Consider the following 18,513-nt stretch of genomic DNA (forward strand, 5'->3'; position numbering starts at 1 on the left):
CGGCGAGGTCGAAGGTGAAGAAGAGAGGCGGAAGATGCCGGAGCGTGCGGACAACAGCCCGAAGTGGATCCTGAGGCGGGCGGTGAAGGTCGCGGCGGCGGGGACCTTCCTCGCGGCGGGGGTCCACCGCGCGGTGCGGACGTGGCAGCGGCGGCAGGCCGGCGGGACCCGCGTGGTCATCCTCTCGTACCACCGCGCCACCCTGGACTTCGAGGCGAGCGCCCGCGAGTCGATCGCCTCGATGTTCATCTCCGCACAGACCCTGCAGCGCCAGATCGAGGACATCGCGCGCACCCGCGAGATCGTGTCGCTCTCCGACGCGCGCCGGATCCTGGGCGAGCCGCCCGGCACGCGCCGCCGCGACGCGTTCGTCGTCACCTTCGACGACGGCTACGCCGACAACCACCACGTGGCGATGCCGGTCCTCGCCGCGCTCAAGGTCCCGGCCACCTTCTTCGTCGCGACCGGCTACACCGGCACGGCGAAGCGGTTCCCGCACGACCGCCTCTACGCCTCGCTCACCGAGATCGCGCGGCGCGGGATCCCGGTGGAGCGGGCAGGGCTGCCGGGGCCGCTGCAGTCCTTGCTCACCGCCTGCGCGGAGCCCGGGCCGGCCGCGACCCTCGACCGGCTCATCGCGCGGCTCCCGCACGATCGGCTGGTGGCGATCGCGGGCGCCCTCGAGGCGCGGACCGGCCTCGCCGAGCAGGACCTCCCCGACGACACGCGCGCGATGACCTGGGAAGAGCTCGCGGAGCTGCGCGGCGCGGGGATGGACGTGGGCGGCCACACCGTGAACCACGCGGTGCTCTCGAACCTGCCGCTCCAGGAGGCGCGCCGCGAGATCGCCGGCTGCAGCCAGATGATCGCGGAGCGGCTCGGGCGCCCGCCGCTCCACTTCGCCTATCCGAACGGCTACTACACGCCGGCGGTGCGGCACGCGGTCGCCGAGTCGGGGTTCGAGACGGGGGTCACCACGGAGGATCGCGAGAACGTGCGCGGCGGCGACCCGTACGCGATGTCGCGCAAGGTGCTCTGGGAGAACTCGACGCTCGGCCCGATCTCCTACAGCGCGGCGCTCGCCATCTGCAGCCTGGACAGCGTCTTCCACACGCTGGGGCTCGCTCGGCACGTCTCGGGCGAGCGCCCGGACGCCCTGTCCGGAGCGGTTGACGACGAGGCGCACGCGGCCGGCCGCGAGCGCGCGGCCTCGTGAGGTGCGGCGTGCGCTCGGGATCGACAGGCCCACCCCCTCGTCGAGCACGCCTGCCTGGCTGCTCAGCGGACCCCGAACGGACGGTGGCCGGGCGAGCCAGGGTGCGCGCACCTTCTGACCCACAGAGGTGGACATGACGGCTCACGCGGACGCAGCGACTCTCGACTCGGCGCTCCTCGCGCGGCAAGCGTGGATCGAGCGCGCGAGCCGGAGGTGGCACCTGCTCGTGCACGGCGCCACGCTCGCGTTCGTCGTGATGCTGTACTCGAACCCGCAGTTCTGGTGGCCGTGGTTCGAGCAGTTCCGGCTCGCCTTCGTGGCGATGGCGGTCGGAGCCTTCGCGCTGCTCATGCACCGGGTGACCTCCGGCGAGCGGGTGCGGGTGGGCGGTCCGGGCGTGGTCCCGCTCCTCGTCTACCTGTCCTTCGTGCCCCTCTCGCTCGCCTGGACCATCTCGCAGACCGACACCCTCGGCGCGACGGTCGAGGCCGCCAAGATGGCGGTGGTCTTCGTCGTCGTGCAGAACGCGGTGGACGGCCCCCAGCGGCTCAGGCGCTTCATGCTCGTGGGGACCCTCGCCGCGCTGGGCCCGGCCCTCGGGGCGATCGACGTCTGGCGCAACGACGACGCCCTCATCGACGGGTTCCGCACGCACTGGCGCGGTCCGTACGCCGATCCCAACCGCCTCGCGATGTGCCTCATCGCCGTGATGCCCTTCGCCCTCTACGGTGCGGTCACCGCGAGGAAGCGCTGGGCCCGCGTGGCGTTCGCCGCCGTCTTCGCCGCCCAGATCTCGGCCATCGTGCTCACCCACTCCCGCTCCGGCTCGGTGGCCGCGGCCGTCGCCATCGCGCTGTTCCTGTTCCGCGGCAAGAGCCTCAGCACGGCGAGGAAGCTCGTCGCCGCCTCGGCCATCGCGCTCGGCCTCGTCGCGTTCGCGCCCTCGAGCTTCTGGGAGCGCAACGCCACGATCACGCAGTACGAGACGGACGTCTCGGTCGAGGGGCGCGAGAACGCCTGGAAGGTGCTGGGCGTGATCCTCGAGGAGCGCCCGTTCACGGGCGTGGGCGCGAGCGCGTACCTCCAGGCCTGGGGTCGCTACGCGCCGCTCGAGGCGGGCGGGCGCCGCTACGTCGCGCACAACATCCTGCTCGAGATCGTCGGCGAGCTCGGGGTGGTCGCGTTCCTGCTCTTCTGCGCGTTCGTCGCCTGGCTCATGCCGAAGCTGTGGCGCGTCGGCGCGGATCCGCTCGTCGGCACCGAGGCCCGCGCGGTCTTCGCGGCGCTCGCGGGCTACCTCGTCATCGAGATGGCCAACGGGTACTCGCTGTCCTGGTTCCTCTACTTCCTGTTCGCCTGCGCCCTGGTGACGATGCGGCTCTCGCGCGAGCGGGCGGCGCTCGGGGGGGAGCTGCCGCCGTGGGCCGCCCGCTGAAGATCCTCGTCTTCCAGGACCGCTTCCAGCTCGGTGGGCAGGAGCGTCAGACCGTCCTCAACGTCCGGACGATGGAGCGTTCGCGCTTCGAGCCGGTGGTCGCGACCCTGCACGACGACGGCGAGCACCTCGCGGACCTCGCCGCGGAGGGTGTCCGCCCGTTCGTGTTCGACGTCGGGAGCAAGCTCCTCAGGGCGTACACGCTGCTCCAGGTGGCGCGCCTCGTGCGCTTCGTCCAGGAGGAGCGGGTCCGGATCGTCCACGCCCAGGACCTCCGCACGAACGTCCTCGGCGTGGTCGCGGCCCGCCTCGCCGGCGTCCCGTCGATCGTCACCCGCGTGGATCTCGGGCACCAGCTCCCCGGCCTGCACCGCCCCGCGCTCGTGCTCGCGTCGCGCCTCGCCGACCGGGTGCTCGTGAACGCGCTCTGCATCCGCGACCAGGCCGTCCGCGACGGAGTGGCGCCGGACCGCGTCGTGGTGGTGCGGAACGGCGTGGATCTCGGCGAGCTCGACCGCGCGGCGCGCCGCGCCCCCGAGGCCCCCGCGCCGGACGCCGGCGCGATCGTCTGCGTCGCGAACATGCACCATCCCGTGAAGGGCCAGACGGACCTCCTCCACGCGATGCGGGAGGTCGTGCGCGCCCGGCCCGAGGCGCGCCTCGTGCTCGTCGGCGACGGCGCGCGCCGGCCGCTCCTCGAGCGGGCGGCCCGCCAGCTCGGGGTTGCCGAGCACTGCCACTTCCTCGGCCACCGCCGCGACGTGGCCTCGCTCCTCGCGCGGGCGGAGGTGGCGGTCTCGCCCAGCTACGCCGAGGGGATCTCGAACGCCCTCCTGGAGGCGATGGCCGCGCGCCTCCCCGTGGTCGCGACCTCGGTGGGCGGGACTCCGGAGCTCGTCCACGAGGGCGAGGAGGGCTTCCTCGTCCCGCCCGGCGCGCCGGCCGTCCTCGCGCGGCGCCTCCTGGAGCTCCTCGACGACGCCCCGCTGCGGCGACGGATGGGCGAGCGGGGTCGGCGGCGGGTCGAGCGTGAGTTCTCGGTCGAGCAGATGCGCGCGAGCTACGACGCGCTGTACGAGGACCTGACCGGGCTCGACGTCCCGCGCCTCGTCTACGGCGCGGTGCGCCGCGAGGGGGCGCAGGCCCGCTGAGCTTTCATGGAGCCCCGGCCGGCCGGCGCGAGCGGATCGCGGCGAGCGCGGCGGCCGGGCGCACGCCCGTCATCCAGAGCACTGCGACGTAGATCGCGCCGCCCACGAGCCCCGCGATGGCGAGCGGCACGAACCGGTACAGGGCGGTCGCGGCGGCACCTGGCGCCTCCAGCGCTGGGGCCGCGCGGAGGACCGCGACGCCGGCGATCGCGGCGAGCGTCCCGCCGATCCCGGCCCGCGAGATCTCGCCCCAGGGCACGAGTGCCTGCAGCGGCGGACGGACGCCCGCGTCGGCGAGCGCGCGCGGGAGCCGGGCCGCGAGCATCGCCTTGCCGACGAGCTCCGCCGCGACGTAGGACCCGACCCCGCCGAGGATCCCGAAGCGGCTCACGCCGGCCCACACGAGCGGCACCGTCGCGACCGCCTTCACGACGTACGCGCGGAACAGGTGCCGCGTCTCGTTGCGGGCGCGGAGCGCGGCGTCCATGGGGAAGACGCCGGACGGGATGGCGAGCAGCCAGACGCGGAAGATCGTGGCGGAGGGCGCGAACCGCTCGCCGAACACGGCGACCACGAAGTCCGGGGCGATCGCCCACAGGAAGACGACGCCCGGCAGGAGGTAGCGGGCGAGGTGGCCCGCGGCCTCGCGGAAGGCGGCGACGCTCTCGCCCGCGCGTCCCGCCTTCTCGAGCGCGCCGAGGCGCACCATGAGGACCTCGCCGGTGGGCGTGTACAGCAGATCCACGAACGGCGGGTCGAAGCAGCCGGCAGCGTAGATCGCGAAGAGGGCGGGGCCGACGGTGCTCGCGACGACGTACTGGTGGGCGTACTGCTGGGGGATCGCGACGAGCATCGCCATCCCGAACGGGAAGGCGTACGCCAGCTGTCCCGCGAAGAGGCGCCGGTCGAGGAGGGGGCCTCGCTTCCCGCCCAGCATCACCCCCCAGGCGGCCACGAGCCGGAGCGCGGCGAGGCAGGTGAGGGTGGTCATCATCGCCCCCAGGCCGCGGCCCGTGGTGGCCGGCACCACGAACGCGGCGGCGCGGGCGCTGTCCCACAAGAGGTAGGTGAGCGCGGAGCGGCGCGTCTGGCCCTGGCTCGTCATCGAGAGCTCGAGCGGGGACGCGGCGACGGTGAAGCCCGTGTAGAGCGCGAGGAGCAGGCGATGGTCGAGCAGCCCTGGGTTCTCGAAGGCCGCGGCCACGCGCGGCATCGCGGCGAACAGCCCCACCGCCGCCACGCCGCCCGCCGCGAGCAGGAAGAGCAGGGTCTGGCCGAAGTAGACGCGCCGGTGGGTCGTGCGTGGAATGAAGTAGTAGAGGCTCTGCCCGACGCCCAGCGGGAGGATCGACGAGAGCGTCAGCGCGATGAGGAAGAGCTGCTTGTACGTGCCGTACTCGGCGAGCGGCAGGACCCGCGCGAGCACGAGCGGGATCGACAGCGTCAGGATTGCGGTGAAGAGGCGCGCCGCGATGAGCGGCCCCGCCTGTCTCATGAGGGACGCCCCGCCCGGATCCGCCGCGTCGGTCTCGGCCGCCATTCCACAAGACGGTCGGGCTCCGTGCGTGGCGCGGCAACGGGGCGCCGCGGCGGCCACCCCGGAGGGCCACCGGCATGACGCGCTGGGACGCCCGTGACACCCCGTGACAAGCAGGCACCGAAGTGGTCTGCTCCCGTCGATGTCCAGCGATCGCGCCGCCGTGTGCAAGCACGTGGCCGAGGGTGGCGCGCCCATCCTGGCCGCGGCCCGGGGCCGAGACGGGGGCGCGGAGTGGCGGTTCCGGTGCGGGCGCGCTCCGCACGACGCCGCCGAGGACCGCGACTGGACGCTCGACGCCGTGGTGGCGCGCGACCCGTCTTGCGTCGAGATCGTGCTGCACCCGCGCGGAACGACGCTCGGCCGCGCCGGCCTCGGGGAGCGCTGGCACGTCCGGGAGGGCCCGCTCCCGCTCCCCACGCGACCGTCGCGCCGCTGGCCGTCGCTCGATCCGCGCTATCCGCCCCGCCGCGGCGAGCCGCTCGACGCGCTCGACCTCCGCGTGCTCGCGGACGTCGCCGAGGGCGGGTGGCACGTCATCCAGGCCGAGGGCGCCGGCGCGGAGCACGCCTTCACGGTCGGGCTGTTCCGCTCGTTCGATCACCCGGAGGTCATCGTCTTCGGCCTCGACGCCGCGACTCGCGAGGCCGCGCTCGACCGCCTCGGGGCACGCGTGCGCGCCGGGGAGCGGTTCGAGGAGGGCGGCGTCGTGGACGGGATCCTCCTGGACCGTCCGGTCGCGTTCCGGCCGGTCGCGCGCCGCCACTACCCGGCGTACCTCGGCTACGCAGGCTGGTTCCACGGCGGCCCGCGCTTCCCGGCGCTGCAGGCGGTGTGGCCCGACTCGGAGGGCCGGTTCCCGTGGGAGCGCTGGTTCTCGCACGCGCTCCGGGATGCGCAACCGCTCCTCGCCGAGCTCGAGCCGGCCTAGGTCTCCGCGCGCGTCCGTCCGTCCCCGTCGCGGGGGAGAGCTCGCCGCGCCGCACCCTCGAAATGCCACCGCCCCGCGCACGCCGCGAGGTCGCGGCGCAGGCGGGGCGGGGCCGGCGCGGAGCCGGCGGGGACGGCTGACGGCTTACGGCTCCTTCTTGGGCGGCTCGGCCTCGAAGAAGCGCATCGCCGCGGAGGGCGGCAGCGCCGCGAGCGTCTGCACCTCGTTGGCGAACCCGCCCAGCGTCGCCTTGATGAAGTCCTTGTTCATCCGCGAGATGACCTCGAGCTTGATGCCGGCCGGACAGACCGCCTCGCACTCGCCGATCGTCGTGCAGTGACCGAAGCCCTCGGCGTGCGCCTGGCTCGTCATGGCGATCGCGCGCCCCATGCGCTCGGGCTGACCCTGAGGCAGGTGGCCGAGGTGCGCGATCTTGGCGCCGGTGAAGAGCGCCGCCGCGGCGTTCGGGCAGGACGCGACGCACGCGCCACACCCGATGCACGCCGCCGCCTCCATCGCCTTGTCGGCGGACGGCTTCGGGATGAGGATCTGGTTCGCCTCGGCCGCGCTGCCGGCGCGGGTCGAGGTGTAGCCGCCCGCGGCGATGATGCGATCGAGGGCGGACCGGTCGACGATGAGGTCGCGCAGCACCGGGAACGCCGACGCCCGCCACGGCTCGAGGCGCAGCACGTCGCCGTCCTTGAAGTGGCGCATGTGCGTCTGGCACACGGTCGCGTTGCGGAGCGGCCCGTGCGCCTCGCCGTTGATGAGGAAGCCGCACATGCCGCAGATGCCCTCGCGGCAGTCGGAGTCGAACGCCACCGGCTCCTTGCCCTCCGAGACGAGCTGCTGGTTCAGCACGTCCAGCATCTCGAGGAAGGACATGTGCTCGTTGACGTTCGGCACCTCGAACCGCTCGAAGCGGCCGGGGTCGCGCGGGTTCTTCTGACGCCAGATGTCGAGGGTGATCCTCACTTGTAGCTCCGCTGAGCGAGGTGGATGTTCTCGAACACGAGTGGCTCCTTGTTCAGGACGGGCGTCGTTCCGACACCCTTGAACTCCCAGGCCGCCACGTACGCGTACTCGTCATCGTTACGCTGCGCCTCACCGTCCGAGGTCTGGTACTCGACCCGGAAGTGGCCGCCGCACGACTCGTTCCGCTGGAGCGCGTCGTAGCAGAGCAGCTCGGCGAGCTCGAAGAAGTCGGCGACCCGGCCGGCCTGCTCGAGCTGCTGGTTGAGCTCGGCGCCCGAGCCGGTGACCCGCAGCTCCTTGTAGAACCTCTCGCGGAGCTCCGGGATGACGGAGAGCGCGTGCGTGAGGCTCTCCTTCGTCCGCGCCATGCCGCAGTCGTTCCACATGATCTCGCCGAGCTCGCGGTGGAGCTGGTCGGCGCTCTTCTTGCCGCCGATGGACATGAGGCGCTTCGTCCGCTCGTTCACCTCGCGCTCGGCGTCCTTCACGGCCGGGTGGGAGGTGTCCATCTTCGCGAAGCCGCCGCGGGCGAGGTAGTCGCCGACGGTGTACGGCAGGACGAAGTAGCCGTCCGCGAGCCCCTGCATGAGCGCGCTCGCGCCGAGGCGGTTGGCGCCGTGGTCCGAGAAGTTCGCCTCGCCGCCCACGAACAGGCCGGGGAGGTTGGACATGAGGTTGTAGTCCACCCAGAGGCCGCCCATCGTGTAGTGGACGGCAGGGTAGATGCGCATCGGGACGTCGTGCGGGTCCTCACCGGTGATCCGCTCGTACATCTCGAACAGGTTCCCGTAGCGCTCGTCCATGACCTTCCGGCCGAGCCGTTTGAAGGCGTCGCGGAAGTCCAGGTAGACGCCGAGGCCGCCGGGACCGACGCCGCGCCCCTGGTCGCAGACGTTCTTCGCCTGGCGGGAGGAGATGTCGCGCGGGGCGAGGTTGCCGTACGTCGGGTAGATCCGCTCGAGGTAGTAGTCGCGGTCGGACTCGGGGATCTCGTTCGGCGGCCGCTTGTCGCCGGCTGCCTTCGGCACCCAGACGCGCCCGTCGTTGCGGAGCGACTCGCTCATCAGCGTGAGCTTCGACTGGTACTCGCCCGACTTCGGGATGCAGGTCGGGTGGATCTGCGTGTAGCAGGGGTTCGCGAAGAACGCGCCCTTGCGGTGAGCGCGCCAGATGGCCGTGGCGTTCGAGCCCTTCGCGTTCGTCGACAGGTAGAAGACGTTGCCGTAGCCGCCGGTGGCGAGCACCACGGCGTCGGCGACGTACGAGGAGATCTTGCCGGTGACGAGGTCGCGCACCACGATGCCGCGGGCGCGTCCGTCGACGACGATGAGCTCCATCATCTCCGTGCGGACGAACTGCTTCACGGTGCCGGCGGCCACCTGCCGCTGCAAGGCCTGGTAGGCGCCGAGCAGGAGCTGCTGGCCCGTCTGGCCGCGCGCGTAGAACGTGCGGGAGACGAGGGCACCGCCGAAGGAGCGGTTCGCGAGCGCGCCGCCGTACTCGCGGGCGAACGGGACGCCCTGCGCGACGCACTGGTCGATGATGTTCGCGGACACCTCGGCGAGGCGGTAGACGTTCGCCTCGCGGGCGCGGAAGTCGCCGCCCTTGATGGTGTCGTAGAACAGGCGCTGCACCGAGTCGCCGTCGTTCTGGTACGACTTGGCGGCGTTGATGCCGCCCTGCGCGGCGATCGAGTGCGCGCGGCGGGGAGTGTCCTGGAAGCAGAAGTTCAGGACCTCGTAGCCGAGCTCACCGAGGGACGCCGCGGCGGCCCCGCCGGCGAGGCCGGTGCCCACCACGATGACCCGGTACTTCCGCTTGTTGGCGGGGTTGACGAGCTTCAGGTCGAACTTCTGCTTCTGCCACTTCTGCTCGATGGGGCCAGAAGGGATGTGCGCGTCGAGCGGCATGTCTTTGTTCACCCCACGAGGCCGAGGATGACGGCCAGCGGAACGGCGGAGAACCCGAGCGTCAGGAGCACGGCAAAGCCGATCGCGAACTTCTGGATCGTCGGCGAGATGCCGCGGTTCGAGAGGCCGAGCGACTGGAACATCGAATAGAGCCCGTGCCAGAGGTGGAAGCCGAGCCCGATCATCGCGACGAGGTAGATGGCGGCGCCCACCGCGCGCGACAGGCTCGCGACGAGGTTGGCGTACACCTGCCCGTGCTCGAACCTCGGGTTCACCACGCCGATCGTGAGATCGAGCAGGTGGTAAACGACGAAGAGGAGGATGAGCAGGCCGCTCCAGATCATCGTCCGCGAGGCGGTGGACGAGACCACCGGACGGTAGTCCTGGTAGCCCACGGGGCGCGCGCGCTGGCGTTCCATCCAGAGCTCGATGCCCGCGAGCGCGTGCACGAACACCGCCACGAGCAGCACGATCCTCGTGAACCAGAGGAACGGCGGGGAGATGCGGAGCAGCTCCGCATAGTGATTGATTTTCGCGGCACCCTGGAAGACCTGCAGGTTGCCGATCATGTGAACGAGGACGAACAGGAACAGCACGATCCCCGTCACAGCCATCAGCGCCTTCTTACCGACGGCGCTGTTCCACAGGGCGCCCAGGCGCGTAGCGCGGGGCGCGGACACCGGACTCACGGAGGTCGACATAGAGGCCGACACGGTGCCAGACCACGCGCGGGTATGCTAGTCCCGGGAGGGGCCCTTTGCGGGCCAGACTGGTCCGTTAATTTGCGGCGCATGAAACGCATCTGCGTGTTCTGCGGCTCCTCCCCCGGGATCAACGGTTCGTACGTGGCGATGGCGCAGGAGGTCGGGAGGGCGCTCGCGAGGCGCGGGCTCGGCCTCGTGTACGGAGGCGGGAGCGTCGGGCTCATGGGCGCGGTGGCGAGCGCCGCGCTCGAGGCGGGCGGCGAGGTGGACGGGGTGATCCCGCGAGCGCTCCTCGCGCGCGAGCTCGGCCACGGCGGCCTCACGCGGCAGCACGTGGTCGGATCGATGCACGAGCGCAAGGCGAAGATGGCGGAGCTCTCCGACGCCTTCCTCGCGCTGCCCGGCGGGATGGGCACGCTCGAGGAGCTCTCCGAGATCCTCACCTGGGCGCAGCTCGGCCTCCACGCGAAGCCCTGCGGGCTCCTCGACGTCGCCGGCTATTACCGCCCGCTCATCTCCTATTTCGATCATGCGGTGACGGAGGGCTTCCTTCGGTCCGAGCATCGCCGGCTCATCCTCGTCGGAGAGGAGCCCGGAGCGCTGCTCGACGCGTTCGACCGGTTCGAGCCGCCGCGCGTGCAGAGGTGGATCGATCCCGAGACCGCGTGAGGGCAGCGGGCGGGGCGTGAATCCCTTGCGACACGCGAGCCGCCCGCCCACAGGGGGAGGCGGTCGGCGCGGGCGGGCGGACGGTCCGCCCGTCCCCGAGGGATCGGGCCGGGATGGCGAAATGCCCGTGATGTCGCGGTGCGGCACGGCACCCGGGCCGCGGAGCCCGGCGGCCTGCGGGAGCGGCACGCTTGTCGCTAGTGTGCTCGGAAGGGACGGGCCCTGGGGTCCGTCCGGAGGACGAACATGCTCGCGATCCTGCTCGCCGCGGCCCTGGCCGCCGCGCCGGCGCAAGACACGGTGGTCATCAAGGACGGGACCCGGGTCACCGGCACCATCGTCGAGGAGAGCCCGTCGACGGGCGTCACGATCCAGCTCGAGGACGGCACCCTGCGGCGCTTCGACCCCGACGCGATCGTGCGGATCGAGCGCGGCGGTGGCGCGAGGCAGGCGAGCCCGGCCGGCCCGCCGCAGTCGCAGCCGTCCGGGCCCGCGGCGACCGCGCCGCAGGAGCCGAGGAGCGCCCCGCCGGTCGTGCAGGGGCCGCTCGACACCGTCTTCCTCGTGAGCGGCGGACGCGTCCGCGGGCGCGTCATCGAGGAGGTCTCCGAGGGCGTGACGATCCAGCTCCCCGACGGGACGACCCGGCGGATCCCCGCGGAGCAGATCGCGCGCATCGCCTACGCGGACGGCTCGGTGCGCGTGCGCCGCGAGCCCTATCCGCGCCCTCCGCCACCGCGGCGTCCGCCACCGCCCGCGGGGCCGCCGTACGCGGGCCCGCCGCCGTACGCTCAGCCTGCCCAGGCGCGCCCGCAGCGAGGCCTCGCGCCCATCCTCCCCGTGTACGCCTCCTTCGGGCTGGGAGGGATCGGCTTCGGCGGCGACATGGGAGATGGGATCGACACGGGCGACGTGCTCGAGGGGCAGCTCGACCTCTGGTTCGAGGGCGGCGCGCGCATCACGCCCGCCATCGGCCTCGGCCTGTACCTCGACGTGGGCGTCGGTGACGCGGGCAACATGTACCGGGACGCCTGCTCCGCGGCGGGGCTCGACTGCATGTCCTCGACGGTGAAGTTCGGCGTGCTCCTCAGGCACACCTGGGGCGCCACCTCGCCGGTCGGCAAGTGGCTCGCGGTCGGCACCGGCTTCGCCGCGGCGAATGTGACGACGTCGAACGGCGACAGCCACGAGCTCGTCTCCTACACCGGCCACGAGATGCTGCGCCTCATGGGCGGCGTCGATCTGCGCTCGAACCCGGTGTTCGGCGTCGGCCTCTACGGCGGCGTCTCGTGGACCACCTACACGCGCATCGAGGAGGAGGGCCTCGGCCTGCCCCGCCGCTCGATCGACGACCGCGGGCTCCAGCCGCTCTTCGAGGCGGGCGTGCGGTTCACGCTATTCCCGTAGCGAGGGCGCTAGACGACAGTTTGGGGGCTCGCTTCGCTGGCCTGTTCGCGAGTCATGATCGGCCGTTCAGCGCGTCGCCGGCGCCCCCTCCGCCCCCTCCGCCGTTGAGAGGTGCCGCGCCACCGTCGCGAGGACGTCCTCGAGCTCGAACGGCTTCGACAGCCACCCCTCGGCGCCGATCTCCTCGGCGCGGCCCCGCGCGTTCTCGGCGGCCGTCACGACGACGATCGGGCAGGCGTGCCCGAAGCGGGTACGAAACTCGCGCGCGAACTCCCACCCGTTCATGCCGGGCATCCGCATGTCGAGGAGGATCACGCCCGGCATCTCCTCGGCGACGCGGGCGAGCGCCGCTCCGCCTTCCTGGGCGGTCCGCACCTTGTGGCCGGCGTCCTCGAGGATCATCTCGAGCAGGGCGAGGAGGTCCGGATCGTCCTCGACGACGAGCACGCTGCGCGAGGTCATGCGGAGCCCTCCCCGGCGAGCGGCACGCTGAAGTGGAAGGTGGAGCCGCGGCCCGGGGCGCTCTCGAACCACATGCGCCCGCCGTGGAGGGCCACGATCTCGCGGCTCATGTCGAGGCCCAGGCCGAGCCCGCCGTAGTCCTGCGGCGTGCCCGCGTGGGCGCGGTAGTAGCGCTCGAAGATCCGGGCCTGACGCTCGGGCGGGATGCCGAGGCCGTGGTCCTCCACCGAGAAGATCGCCTCGCCGTCCCGCGACTCGACGCGCGCCGAGACCGCGCCGCCGCCGGGGGAGTAGCGGACCGCGTTGTCGACGAGGCTCGTGATCACGCGCGAGAGCCGTTCGCGATCGGCGAGCACCTGCGCCGGCACGGTCGCGACCGAGAGGGCGTGGGCCGGCGCGGCGGGTCGCATGCGGGACACGACCTCGCCGGCGAGCGCGCCGAGGTCGAAGTGCTGCAGGTGCCCCTCGCGCGCGTCGAGCCGGAGGCGCGTCGTGTCGAGGAGGTGCTGGACGAGCCTGTTCAGGCGGTCCACCTGGCGCTGGATGACGACGAGCGCCTGCGCCTCGCCGGGATCTCGCTTCTGGAGGAGCTGGGCATACGCCTTGATCACGGCGAGGGGGGTCTTGAACTCGTGCGCGGCGGTGGAGAGGAACTCGTCGCGCAGCTCGTCCAGCCGGCGCGCGGGCGAGACGTCGCGCAGCACCGCGACGGCGAGCTCCGTTCCGCCGCCCGGGACGAGCACGGGGGAGGCGGTGACGGAGAGGAACACGTCGCGGCCGTCGGCGGAGCGGATGATCGCGTCGTACGCGGGCACCCGCTCGCCCTTGAGCGCGCGGATCGTCGCGAAGCGCTCGAGCGGGACCGGCGTGCCGTCGAGGTGACGCAGCTGGAAGCGCTTGCCCCACTCGGCGATCGGCATGAGCAGCGCCTCGCGGCTGCCGACGCGCAGGAGCTCGGCCGCGGCCTGGTTCGCCTCCACGATCTGGGTGTCCGCGTCCACGACGAGCACCGCGTCCGCCATGCTCTCGATGGTGGCGCGGATCTCTGCGCCGCGCGTGCGCAGGCCGCGCTCGCGGCGCCCGATGAGCGCGTACAGCATCACGGAGGTGACCGCGACGAAGGCGATGCCCTTCGCGGTCTGGATCATCGTCCCGGCGTGATCGCCGATCAGCAGCTCGACGGCCCGATCGGACAGCTCGATCCAGACGGCGGAGAGCAGCGCGTAAGCGGCGACGATGCGGCCGGGCGGCCAGGGCAGGCGCCGCCGCCAGCGTGAGGCGCGGGGCGGTTCGGAAACGTTCGGTCGAGGCTCGCCCGCGCGCTGGGAGGGGCCAGGGGGCACTCGGACTGTCTAATCCGTGTGACGGGACCTTGTCATCTCGCCCGGACGGGACAGGTTCGGTTTCACTGATAGAGAACTCGTGATGGGGAGCCCATCGTGCGGCGGGGCGGTCGCCGCCTCGCGGATCGCTCACCCGCGCGCGGCGGATCGATTTGCGTACTCGGCTCGCGAGCACGCACCGGTTGCGCGCCGGAGGACGGGAGGCGGCGGCGCGGGGAGGGGGTGCGGGCCTCCGAAGCCCGCGAGAAATGGGCGGAAGCGCCGCAGGGTCGGGGATGGGTGCGGCGGTTGCATAGCGAACTAGCGATGTCGCTATGTCTTCTTCGGCAGGACGCAGAGGCCGGCCCCGCGGGGCGGCGCGGGCGCCCGCGGGCGAAGCGGTGCGCGAGGCCCCGGACGCTCGCCGCCGCCGCGGCGCGGGCGGTGGAGCCGGGCCGCCTGCCGAGCGGTGGAAGAACCCTTCGGGGAGGCATGGGCTCTCTCGCTTGAGCTCGGACTGGCGCGGCTCGTCGAACGGGCCGCGCGCGACGCGGAGGAACGGATGGAGAGGAACCCCAACAGATTCTGGAACCCCTACGCCGGAGGCGTGGCGCTCGGGCTGGTGCTGCTCGTCACGTTCCTGCTCATGGGGAAGGGGCTCGGAGCCTCGGGCGCGACGTACCGGGTCGGCGTGTGGGCCGTGTCCGGCCTGGCGCCCGCGCACGCGGAGCGAGTGCCGGCCATCGCCGGCATGCTCGAGGACGGTCACCCGCTCGACGACTGGCTCGTGTTCGAGGTCGTGGGCGTCCTCATCGGCGGCGTCCTCGGCGCGATCACCTCGGGGCGCTTCTCGCGCGAGGTGCTGAAGGGCCCGAGCTTCTCGAGCGGCGGCCGGATCGGCTTCGCGATCGCGGGCGGCGTGATCATGGGGTTCGCCGCCAAGCTGTCGCGCGGCTGCACCTCCGGGCAGGCGCTCTCGGGCGGCGCGGCCATGTCGGTCGGGTCGTGGGCCTTCATGCTGTCGGTGTTCGCGGGCGGCTACGCGGTCGCCTACTTCCTGAGGAGGCAGTGGCGATGACGACGATCTTCCCCATCGAGGCGCTCTCCGACGAGCGCCGCGCCCTCGGCCTGGGCGTCGCGGTCGTCGTCGGGATCGCGTTCGGGTTCGTGCTCGAGCGCTCCGGCTTCGGGCGCGCCCAGAAGCTCGTCGGGCAGTTCTACGGCTACGACTTCACCGTCCTCAAGGTGATGTTCACGGCGATCGTGACGGCGATGCTCGGGCTCGTCGTGCTCTCCTCCGCGGGGGTCGTGGACCTCGCGGCCATCCAGTTCAACTACCCGACCTACCTCTGGCCGATGATCGTGGGCGGCCTGTTGCTCGGCGCGGGGTTCGTGATGTCCGGGTACTGCCCCGGCACCTCGCTCGTCGCGACCGCCTCCGGCAAGCTCGACGGCGTCTCGACGGTCTTCGGCGTGGTCGTGGGCGGCCTCGTGTACGCGCACGTCGAGCCGGCGCTCGGCGCGTTCCCGAACTCGGGCAAGCTCGGCGCGCTCTCGCTCTCCACCTGGCTCGGGCTCCCCGCGCCGATCGTCGCCGTCTTCGTCGTGGCGTTCGCGATCGCGGCCTTCTTCGCGGGCGAGCGCATCGAGCGCCTCGTCGCCGGAGCGGCCCTCGCCGAGAGCCCGTCGGGCGCGGCGAAGAAGTGGATCTTCGTCGGCCTGGTCGCGGTGGCCCTCGCCGGCGTCGCGATGCTCGCCCTGCCCACCGGCACCGCTGCGGCGCCCTGATCCCGCCGCCGCTCACCCCGCAGTCGACACAAGGAGAAGCAAGATGAAGAAGATCCTGTCCGCCCTGACCCTCGCCGTCGCCTTCACCCTCGCGACCGCGACCCCCGCGCACGCCGAGGAGAAGATGCTCGGCACGGTGACGAAGATCGACCTCGCCGGCGCGACGGCGACGGCGACGCTCAAGGACTCGAAGAGCGGCTCGCTCGTCGATCTGCTCGTGGACGACACCGTCACGCTCGACAAGTTCAAGGACAAGCGGATCGGCGTCGGCGACGAGATCAAGGCCAAGTTCGAGAAGAAGGACGGGAAGAACCACTCCACGTTCTTCAAGAAGGCCGGCGGCTGCTAGCGACGCTCTGGCTCCCCTCCAGAGGGCCGGAGCAGGGCTGCAGCGCACGTCCCCTTGCGCTGCAGCCCTTTTTTTCAGATCACACGCTGAACGGAGAGTGAAAATGCGCATCCTGTCCCGCACCCTCGCGCTCGCCGCGGCCCTCGCCGCCGCGCCCGCGCTCGCCGCCGAGCACCCCGGAAACGACGTCATCCGCGAGAAGGGCTACAAGGGCCCGGAGACCTGCGAGGAGTGCCACCCCGGCACGGCGAAGGCGTTCCTCGGGACCGTCCACTGGAAGCACGCGTCCAAGGTGACGAACGTGGACAACCTGGATCCCAAGCTCGAATACGGGATGAAGAACCGCATCTACACGTTCTGCAACGGCAACGACGTCGTCAACGATCTCAAGGAGATCCCGCAGAACGCGCTCGGCAAGACGAAGCTCACCGGCTGCAACACCTGCCACCCCGGCAACCACCTCGCCGGCGTGGGCTCGGACGGCGCGGAGGCGGAGGCCGCCATCGACTGCCTGGTGTGCCACTCGGCCAAGTACGACTACTCGAAGCGGAAGCCCTACAAGACCCCCGACGGCAAGGTCGCGATCGGGCAGGACCGGAGCGTCGAGGCGGCCCTCGCGGTGGGCAAGCCCACCGTCAAGGCCTGCATGACCTGCCACGAGACGGCGGGCGGCGGCACGCTCATCAAGCGCGGCTTCGCGTTCGACGCCGAGCACGACGCGCACGCCGCGAAGGGCATGACCTGCGCCGACTGCCACAAGGCGAAGGACCACAAGATCCCGACGGGCTTCGATCCGAACAACTGGGCGAACGACGGCGTCCGCGTGGCCTGCGCCGACTGCCACGGCGCCAAGCCGCACAAGGACGCGGACTACGACGCGCACGTCGCGAAGATCGCCTGCCAGACCTGCCACATCCCGACCTCGGGCGGCGCGGTGGCGAAGGACTTCACGAAGTGGTCGAAGGACGCGTCGACGGGCTTCTGGGAGCCGTCCACCATCAAGCGGGAGCCGGCGGGCACGAAGCCGGTCTACGCGTGGTTCAACGGCTCCGTCCGGAACGAGCCGCACTTCATCGGCCCCAAGGGCAGCCGGGCCGACCCGAAGAGCAAGATCACCCCGTTCAAGATCTACGAGGGGCGCGCCTACTACGATCGCCGCACGGGCAAGCTCCTCTCCATGGACTTCGCCCAGCCGACGGCGACCGGTGACACGCTCGCGGGCGTCGCCTCCGCCGCGAAGACGCTCGGCCTGAAGAACGTCGACCCCGTCCCCGGCTGGCAGACCATCTACTTCGCGAACAGCCACCTCGTGACGAGGCAGAAGGCGCTGTCCTGCGATCGCTGCCACACCGCGAACGGGCAGCTCGACTTCGAGGCGCTGGGCTACTCGAAGGGCGAGATCGCCCGGCGCAAGCTGAAGAGCGCGGAGCTCTGGTTCGACCGGCTCCACGACAAGGAGCAGAAGAAGGAAGAGTTCTAGGTCCCCCGGCGCGGGCGGGCGCCCGTCGCCCGTCCGCGCTATCCTGTCCCTCCGTGTCGAACCTTCGTCCAGAGCCCCCCCTCGCCTCCGACCCCGCCCGCGCCGGGCGGATCGCGGAGGTGCTGAAGGCCGTCGCGCACCCGCTGCGGCTGCGCATCGTCGCCTCGCTCTGCCGCGAGGAGCTGAACGTCTCGACGCTCGCGGAGCGCCTCGGCGCGAGCCAGGCGATCGTCTCCCAGCAGCTGCGCATCCTGCGCAGCCTCGGGCTCGTGGCCGCGACGCGCGAGGACGGCTTCGCGCGCTACCGGCTCGCCGAGCCGGCGCTCGAGGACCTCGTCTGCTGCATGGAGCGCTGCGAGCGCTGAACGACGGCTGGCGACGCGCGGTCGCCCTCGGTGCCGCGCATCGTCCCGCCGTTCAGGCGCCGTCGAGCTGCCGGTCCTGGCGGCCGGACGCCGAGGCGAGCCCGATGAGCATCGCGTAGACGAGGGCGACGACCGGGGTCGCGACGAGCACGGCGCGCGGCCCCTCGATGACGTGCCCCGCGTCGCCGGCGAAGTGGAGCGCGAGCTCGCAGGCCTGGCGCACCACGGTCGCCCCGACGGCGTACAGGCCGACCTGCCACCAGCGCGTCAGCCGCCACCCCACGATGAAGCAGGCGACGAGCTCCGGCGCGAAGAGGGCGCCCCACATCCAGCCTGGCACGGTCCCGGTGGCGGCGAGAGACGCCACGATGGCGCCGCGGTGGATGACGAAGTGCGAGAACGCGTGCGCGGCCAGGATGCCGCACAGCGACACCCCCAGCCAGGGCAGCTCGCCCCTGACGCTCCGGCCCCCATGTGTCATTCGGTCGCACTCCAGCATGGGGGCCGGAGTGGACGCAAATCCAAACGTGGACTAGCGAGCGCGGTCTCGTCCGCGCCCGCCGCCGGGCTGGCGGCCGGGCGCGTCGCCCGCGAACGCGGCGGAGAGCCAGCGCCAGAGCGCGGCGGGGGTCGGCGCGAGCCGCAGCGCGGCCCACCGCACCCGCCGAAGGTCCCGCCCGCGGGCGTGCCCCTCGAGGCCCCGGAGCAGGGAGCGCGCCTCCTCGCGCTCACCCTCGGCGGCGAGCGCCGGCGCGAGCGCGAGCCGCGCCTCGAGGTGCAGCGGCTCGAGCTCCAGCGCGCGGCGCAGGAGC

At 72.3% G+C, this 18,513-nt stretch carries 18 protein-coding genes and 1 pseudogene; 11 read left to right on the plus strand and 8 right to left on the minus strand.

Annotation, left to right across the window (positions count from 1 at the left end; translation table 11 throughout):
* The first annotated feature begins 34 nt into the window (after positions 1-34).
* The 3 genes from MNZ29_RS06005 to MNZ29_RS06015 all read left to right on the plus strand — a co-directional run bounded on the left by MNZ29_RS06005 (position 35) and on the right by MNZ29_RS06015 (position 3,802).
* Positions 35-1,216 carry a polysaccharide deacetylase family protein gene (locus tag MNZ29_RS06005; protein ID WP_242335842.1) on the plus strand — a complete coding sequence of 394 codons (1,182 nt, stop codon included), beginning with the start codon at positions 35-37 and terminating at the stop codon, positions 1,214-1,216.
* A gap of 133 nt (positions 1,217-1,349) precedes the next feature.
* The gene (locus MNZ29_RS06010; RefSeq protein ID WP_242335844.1) at positions 1,350-2,651 is read left to right on the plus strand and encodes an O-antigen ligase; all 1,302 of its coding nucleotides are present in this window, start codon (positions 1,350-1,352) and stop codon (positions 2,649-2,651) included.
* The gene (locus MNZ29_RS06015; RefSeq protein WP_242335847.1) at positions 2,636-3,802 is read left to right on the plus strand and encodes a glycosyltransferase; all 1,167 of its coding nucleotides are present in this window, start codon (positions 2,636-2,638) and stop codon (positions 3,800-3,802) included. Before MNZ29_RS06010 ends, MNZ29_RS06015 begins: the two co-directional genes overlap by 16 nt.
* A gap of 4 nt (positions 3,803-3,806) precedes the next feature.
* Here the strand turns inward: MNZ29_RS06015 and MNZ29_RS06020 are convergent, their stop codons facing one another.
* Positions 3,807-5,342, minus strand: a complete 1,536-nt coding sequence (locus MNZ29_RS06020) for an oligosaccharide flippase family protein (RefSeq protein ID WP_242335849.1) — start codon at positions 5,340-5,342, stop codon at positions 3,807-3,809.
* Between the two features lie 139 nt (positions 5,343-5,481).
* Between MNZ29_RS06020 and MNZ29_RS06025 the strand changes: the two genes are divergently transcribed.
* The gene (locus tag MNZ29_RS06025; protein ID WP_242335852.1) at positions 5,482-6,270 is read left to right on the plus strand and encodes a DUF4262 domain-containing protein; all 789 of its coding nucleotides are present in this window, start codon (positions 5,482-5,484) and stop codon (positions 6,268-6,270) included.
* Positions 6,271-6,414: 144 nt separating this feature from the next.
* Here the strand turns inward: MNZ29_RS06025 and MNZ29_RS06030 are convergent, their stop codons facing one another.
* The 3 genes from MNZ29_RS06030 to MNZ29_RS06040 are packed head-to-tail and all read right to left on the minus strand — an operon-like array spanning position 6,415 to position 9,856.
* Positions 6,415-7,245 (minus strand): succinate dehydrogenase/fumarate reductase iron-sulfur subunit, encoded by an 831-nt coding sequence (locus tag MNZ29_RS06030; RefSeq protein WP_242335855.1) that lies wholly within the window; start codon positions 7,243-7,245, stop codon positions 6,415-6,417.
* A complete protein-coding gene (locus MNZ29_RS06035; protein WP_242335858.1) occupies positions 7,242-9,155 on the minus strand; it encodes a fumarate reductase/succinate dehydrogenase flavoprotein subunit in 1,914 nt (637 codons plus the stop codon). The genes MNZ29_RS06030 and MNZ29_RS06035 overlap by 4 nt, the downstream gene beginning before the upstream one ends.
* A gap of 8 nt (positions 9,156-9,163) precedes the next feature.
* Complete coding sequence (locus MNZ29_RS06040; protein WP_255821130.1) at positions 9,164-9,856, minus strand: succinate dehydrogenase cytochrome b subunit; 693 nt, start codon at positions 9,854-9,856, stop codon at positions 9,164-9,166.
* 90 nt (positions 9,857-9,946) lie between these two features.
* Between MNZ29_RS06040 and MNZ29_RS06045 the strand changes: the two genes are divergently transcribed.
* Together MNZ29_RS06045 and MNZ29_RS06050 are read left to right on the plus strand one after the other, a co-directional pair.
* Positions 9,947-10,528 (plus strand): TIGR00730 family Rossman fold protein, encoded by a 582-nt coding sequence (locus MNZ29_RS06045; protein ID WP_242335865.1) that lies wholly within the window; start codon positions 9,947-9,949, stop codon positions 10,526-10,528.
* 246 nt (positions 10,529-10,774) lie between these two features.
* A complete protein-coding gene (locus tag MNZ29_RS06050; protein WP_242335867.1) occupies positions 10,775-11,935 on the plus strand; it encodes a hypothetical protein in 1,161 nt (386 codons plus the stop codon).
* 66 nt (positions 11,936-12,001) lie between these two features.
* Here MNZ29_RS06050 and MNZ29_RS06055 read toward each other — a convergent pair whose 3' ends face one another.
* On the minus strand, positions 12,002-12,397 hold the full coding sequence (locus MNZ29_RS06055) for a response regulator (protein WP_242335870.1): 396 nt from the start codon (positions 12,395-12,397) through the stop codon (positions 12,002-12,004).
* On the minus strand, positions 12,394-13,740 hold the full coding sequence (locus MNZ29_RS06060; RefSeq protein WP_242335874.1) for a cell wall metabolism sensor histidine kinase WalK: 1,347 nt from the start codon (positions 13,738-13,740) through the stop codon (positions 12,394-12,396). Before MNZ29_RS06060 ends, MNZ29_RS06055 begins: the two co-directional genes overlap by 4 nt.
* 448 nt (positions 13,741-14,188) lie before the next feature.
* On the opposite strand from MNZ29_RS06060, the gene MNZ29_RS06065 reads away from it, so the two are divergent.
* The 5 genes from MNZ29_RS06065 (at position 14,189) to MNZ29_RS06085 (ending at position 17,701) form a co-directional block, all read left to right on the plus strand.
* Positions 14,189-14,797, plus strand: coding sequence for a YeeE/YedE thiosulfate transporter family protein (locus MNZ29_RS06065; protein WP_308197046.1), 609 nt, complete (start codon positions 14,189-14,191; stop codon positions 14,795-14,797).
* The gene (locus tag MNZ29_RS06070; RefSeq protein WP_242335880.1) at positions 14,794-15,507 is read left to right on the plus strand and encodes a YeeE/YedE thiosulfate transporter family protein; all 714 of its coding nucleotides are present in this window, start codon (positions 14,794-14,796) and stop codon (positions 15,505-15,507) included. The genes MNZ29_RS06065 and MNZ29_RS06070 overlap by 4 nt, the downstream gene beginning before the upstream one ends.
* A gap of 43 nt (positions 15,508-15,550) precedes the next feature.
* Entirely contained in the window at positions 15,551-15,856 is a 306-nt protein-coding gene (locus tag MNZ29_RS06075; protein WP_242335883.1) for a hypothetical protein, read from the plus strand.
* A 103-nt stretch (positions 15,857-15,959) separates the two neighbouring features.
* Positions 15,960-17,336, plus strand: coding sequence for a cytochrome c3 family protein (locus MNZ29_RS06080; RefSeq protein WP_242335886.1), 1,377 nt, complete (start codon positions 15,960-15,962; stop codon positions 17,334-17,336).
* A 53-nt stretch (positions 17,337-17,389) separates the two neighbouring features.
* Complete coding sequence (locus MNZ29_RS06085; protein ID WP_242335889.1) at positions 17,390-17,701, plus strand: helix-turn-helix transcriptional regulator; 312 nt, start codon at positions 17,390-17,392, stop codon at positions 17,699-17,701.
* Between the two features lie 52 nt (positions 17,702-17,753).
* On the opposite strand, the gene MNZ29_RS06090 is transcribed toward MNZ29_RS06085, so the two are convergent.
* Both MNZ29_RS06090 and MNZ29_RS06095 read right to left on the minus strand, forming a co-directional pair.
* The gene (locus MNZ29_RS06090) at positions 17,754-18,182 is read right to left on the minus strand and encodes a hypothetical protein (RefSeq protein WP_242335892.1); all 429 of its coding nucleotides are present in this window, start codon (positions 18,180-18,182) and stop codon (positions 17,754-17,756) included.
* Positions 18,183-18,233: 51 nt separating this feature from the next.
* Positions 18,234-18,513, minus strand: a pseudogene (locus tag MNZ29_RS06095) (hypothetical protein); the annotation flags it as partial.

It is taken from the genome of Anaeromyxobacter sp. SG64, from assembly GCF_022690745.1.
GTDB classification, from domain to species: domain Bacteria; phylum Myxococcota; class Myxococcia; order Myxococcales; family Anaeromyxobacteraceae; genus Anaeromyxobacter; species Anaeromyxobacter soli.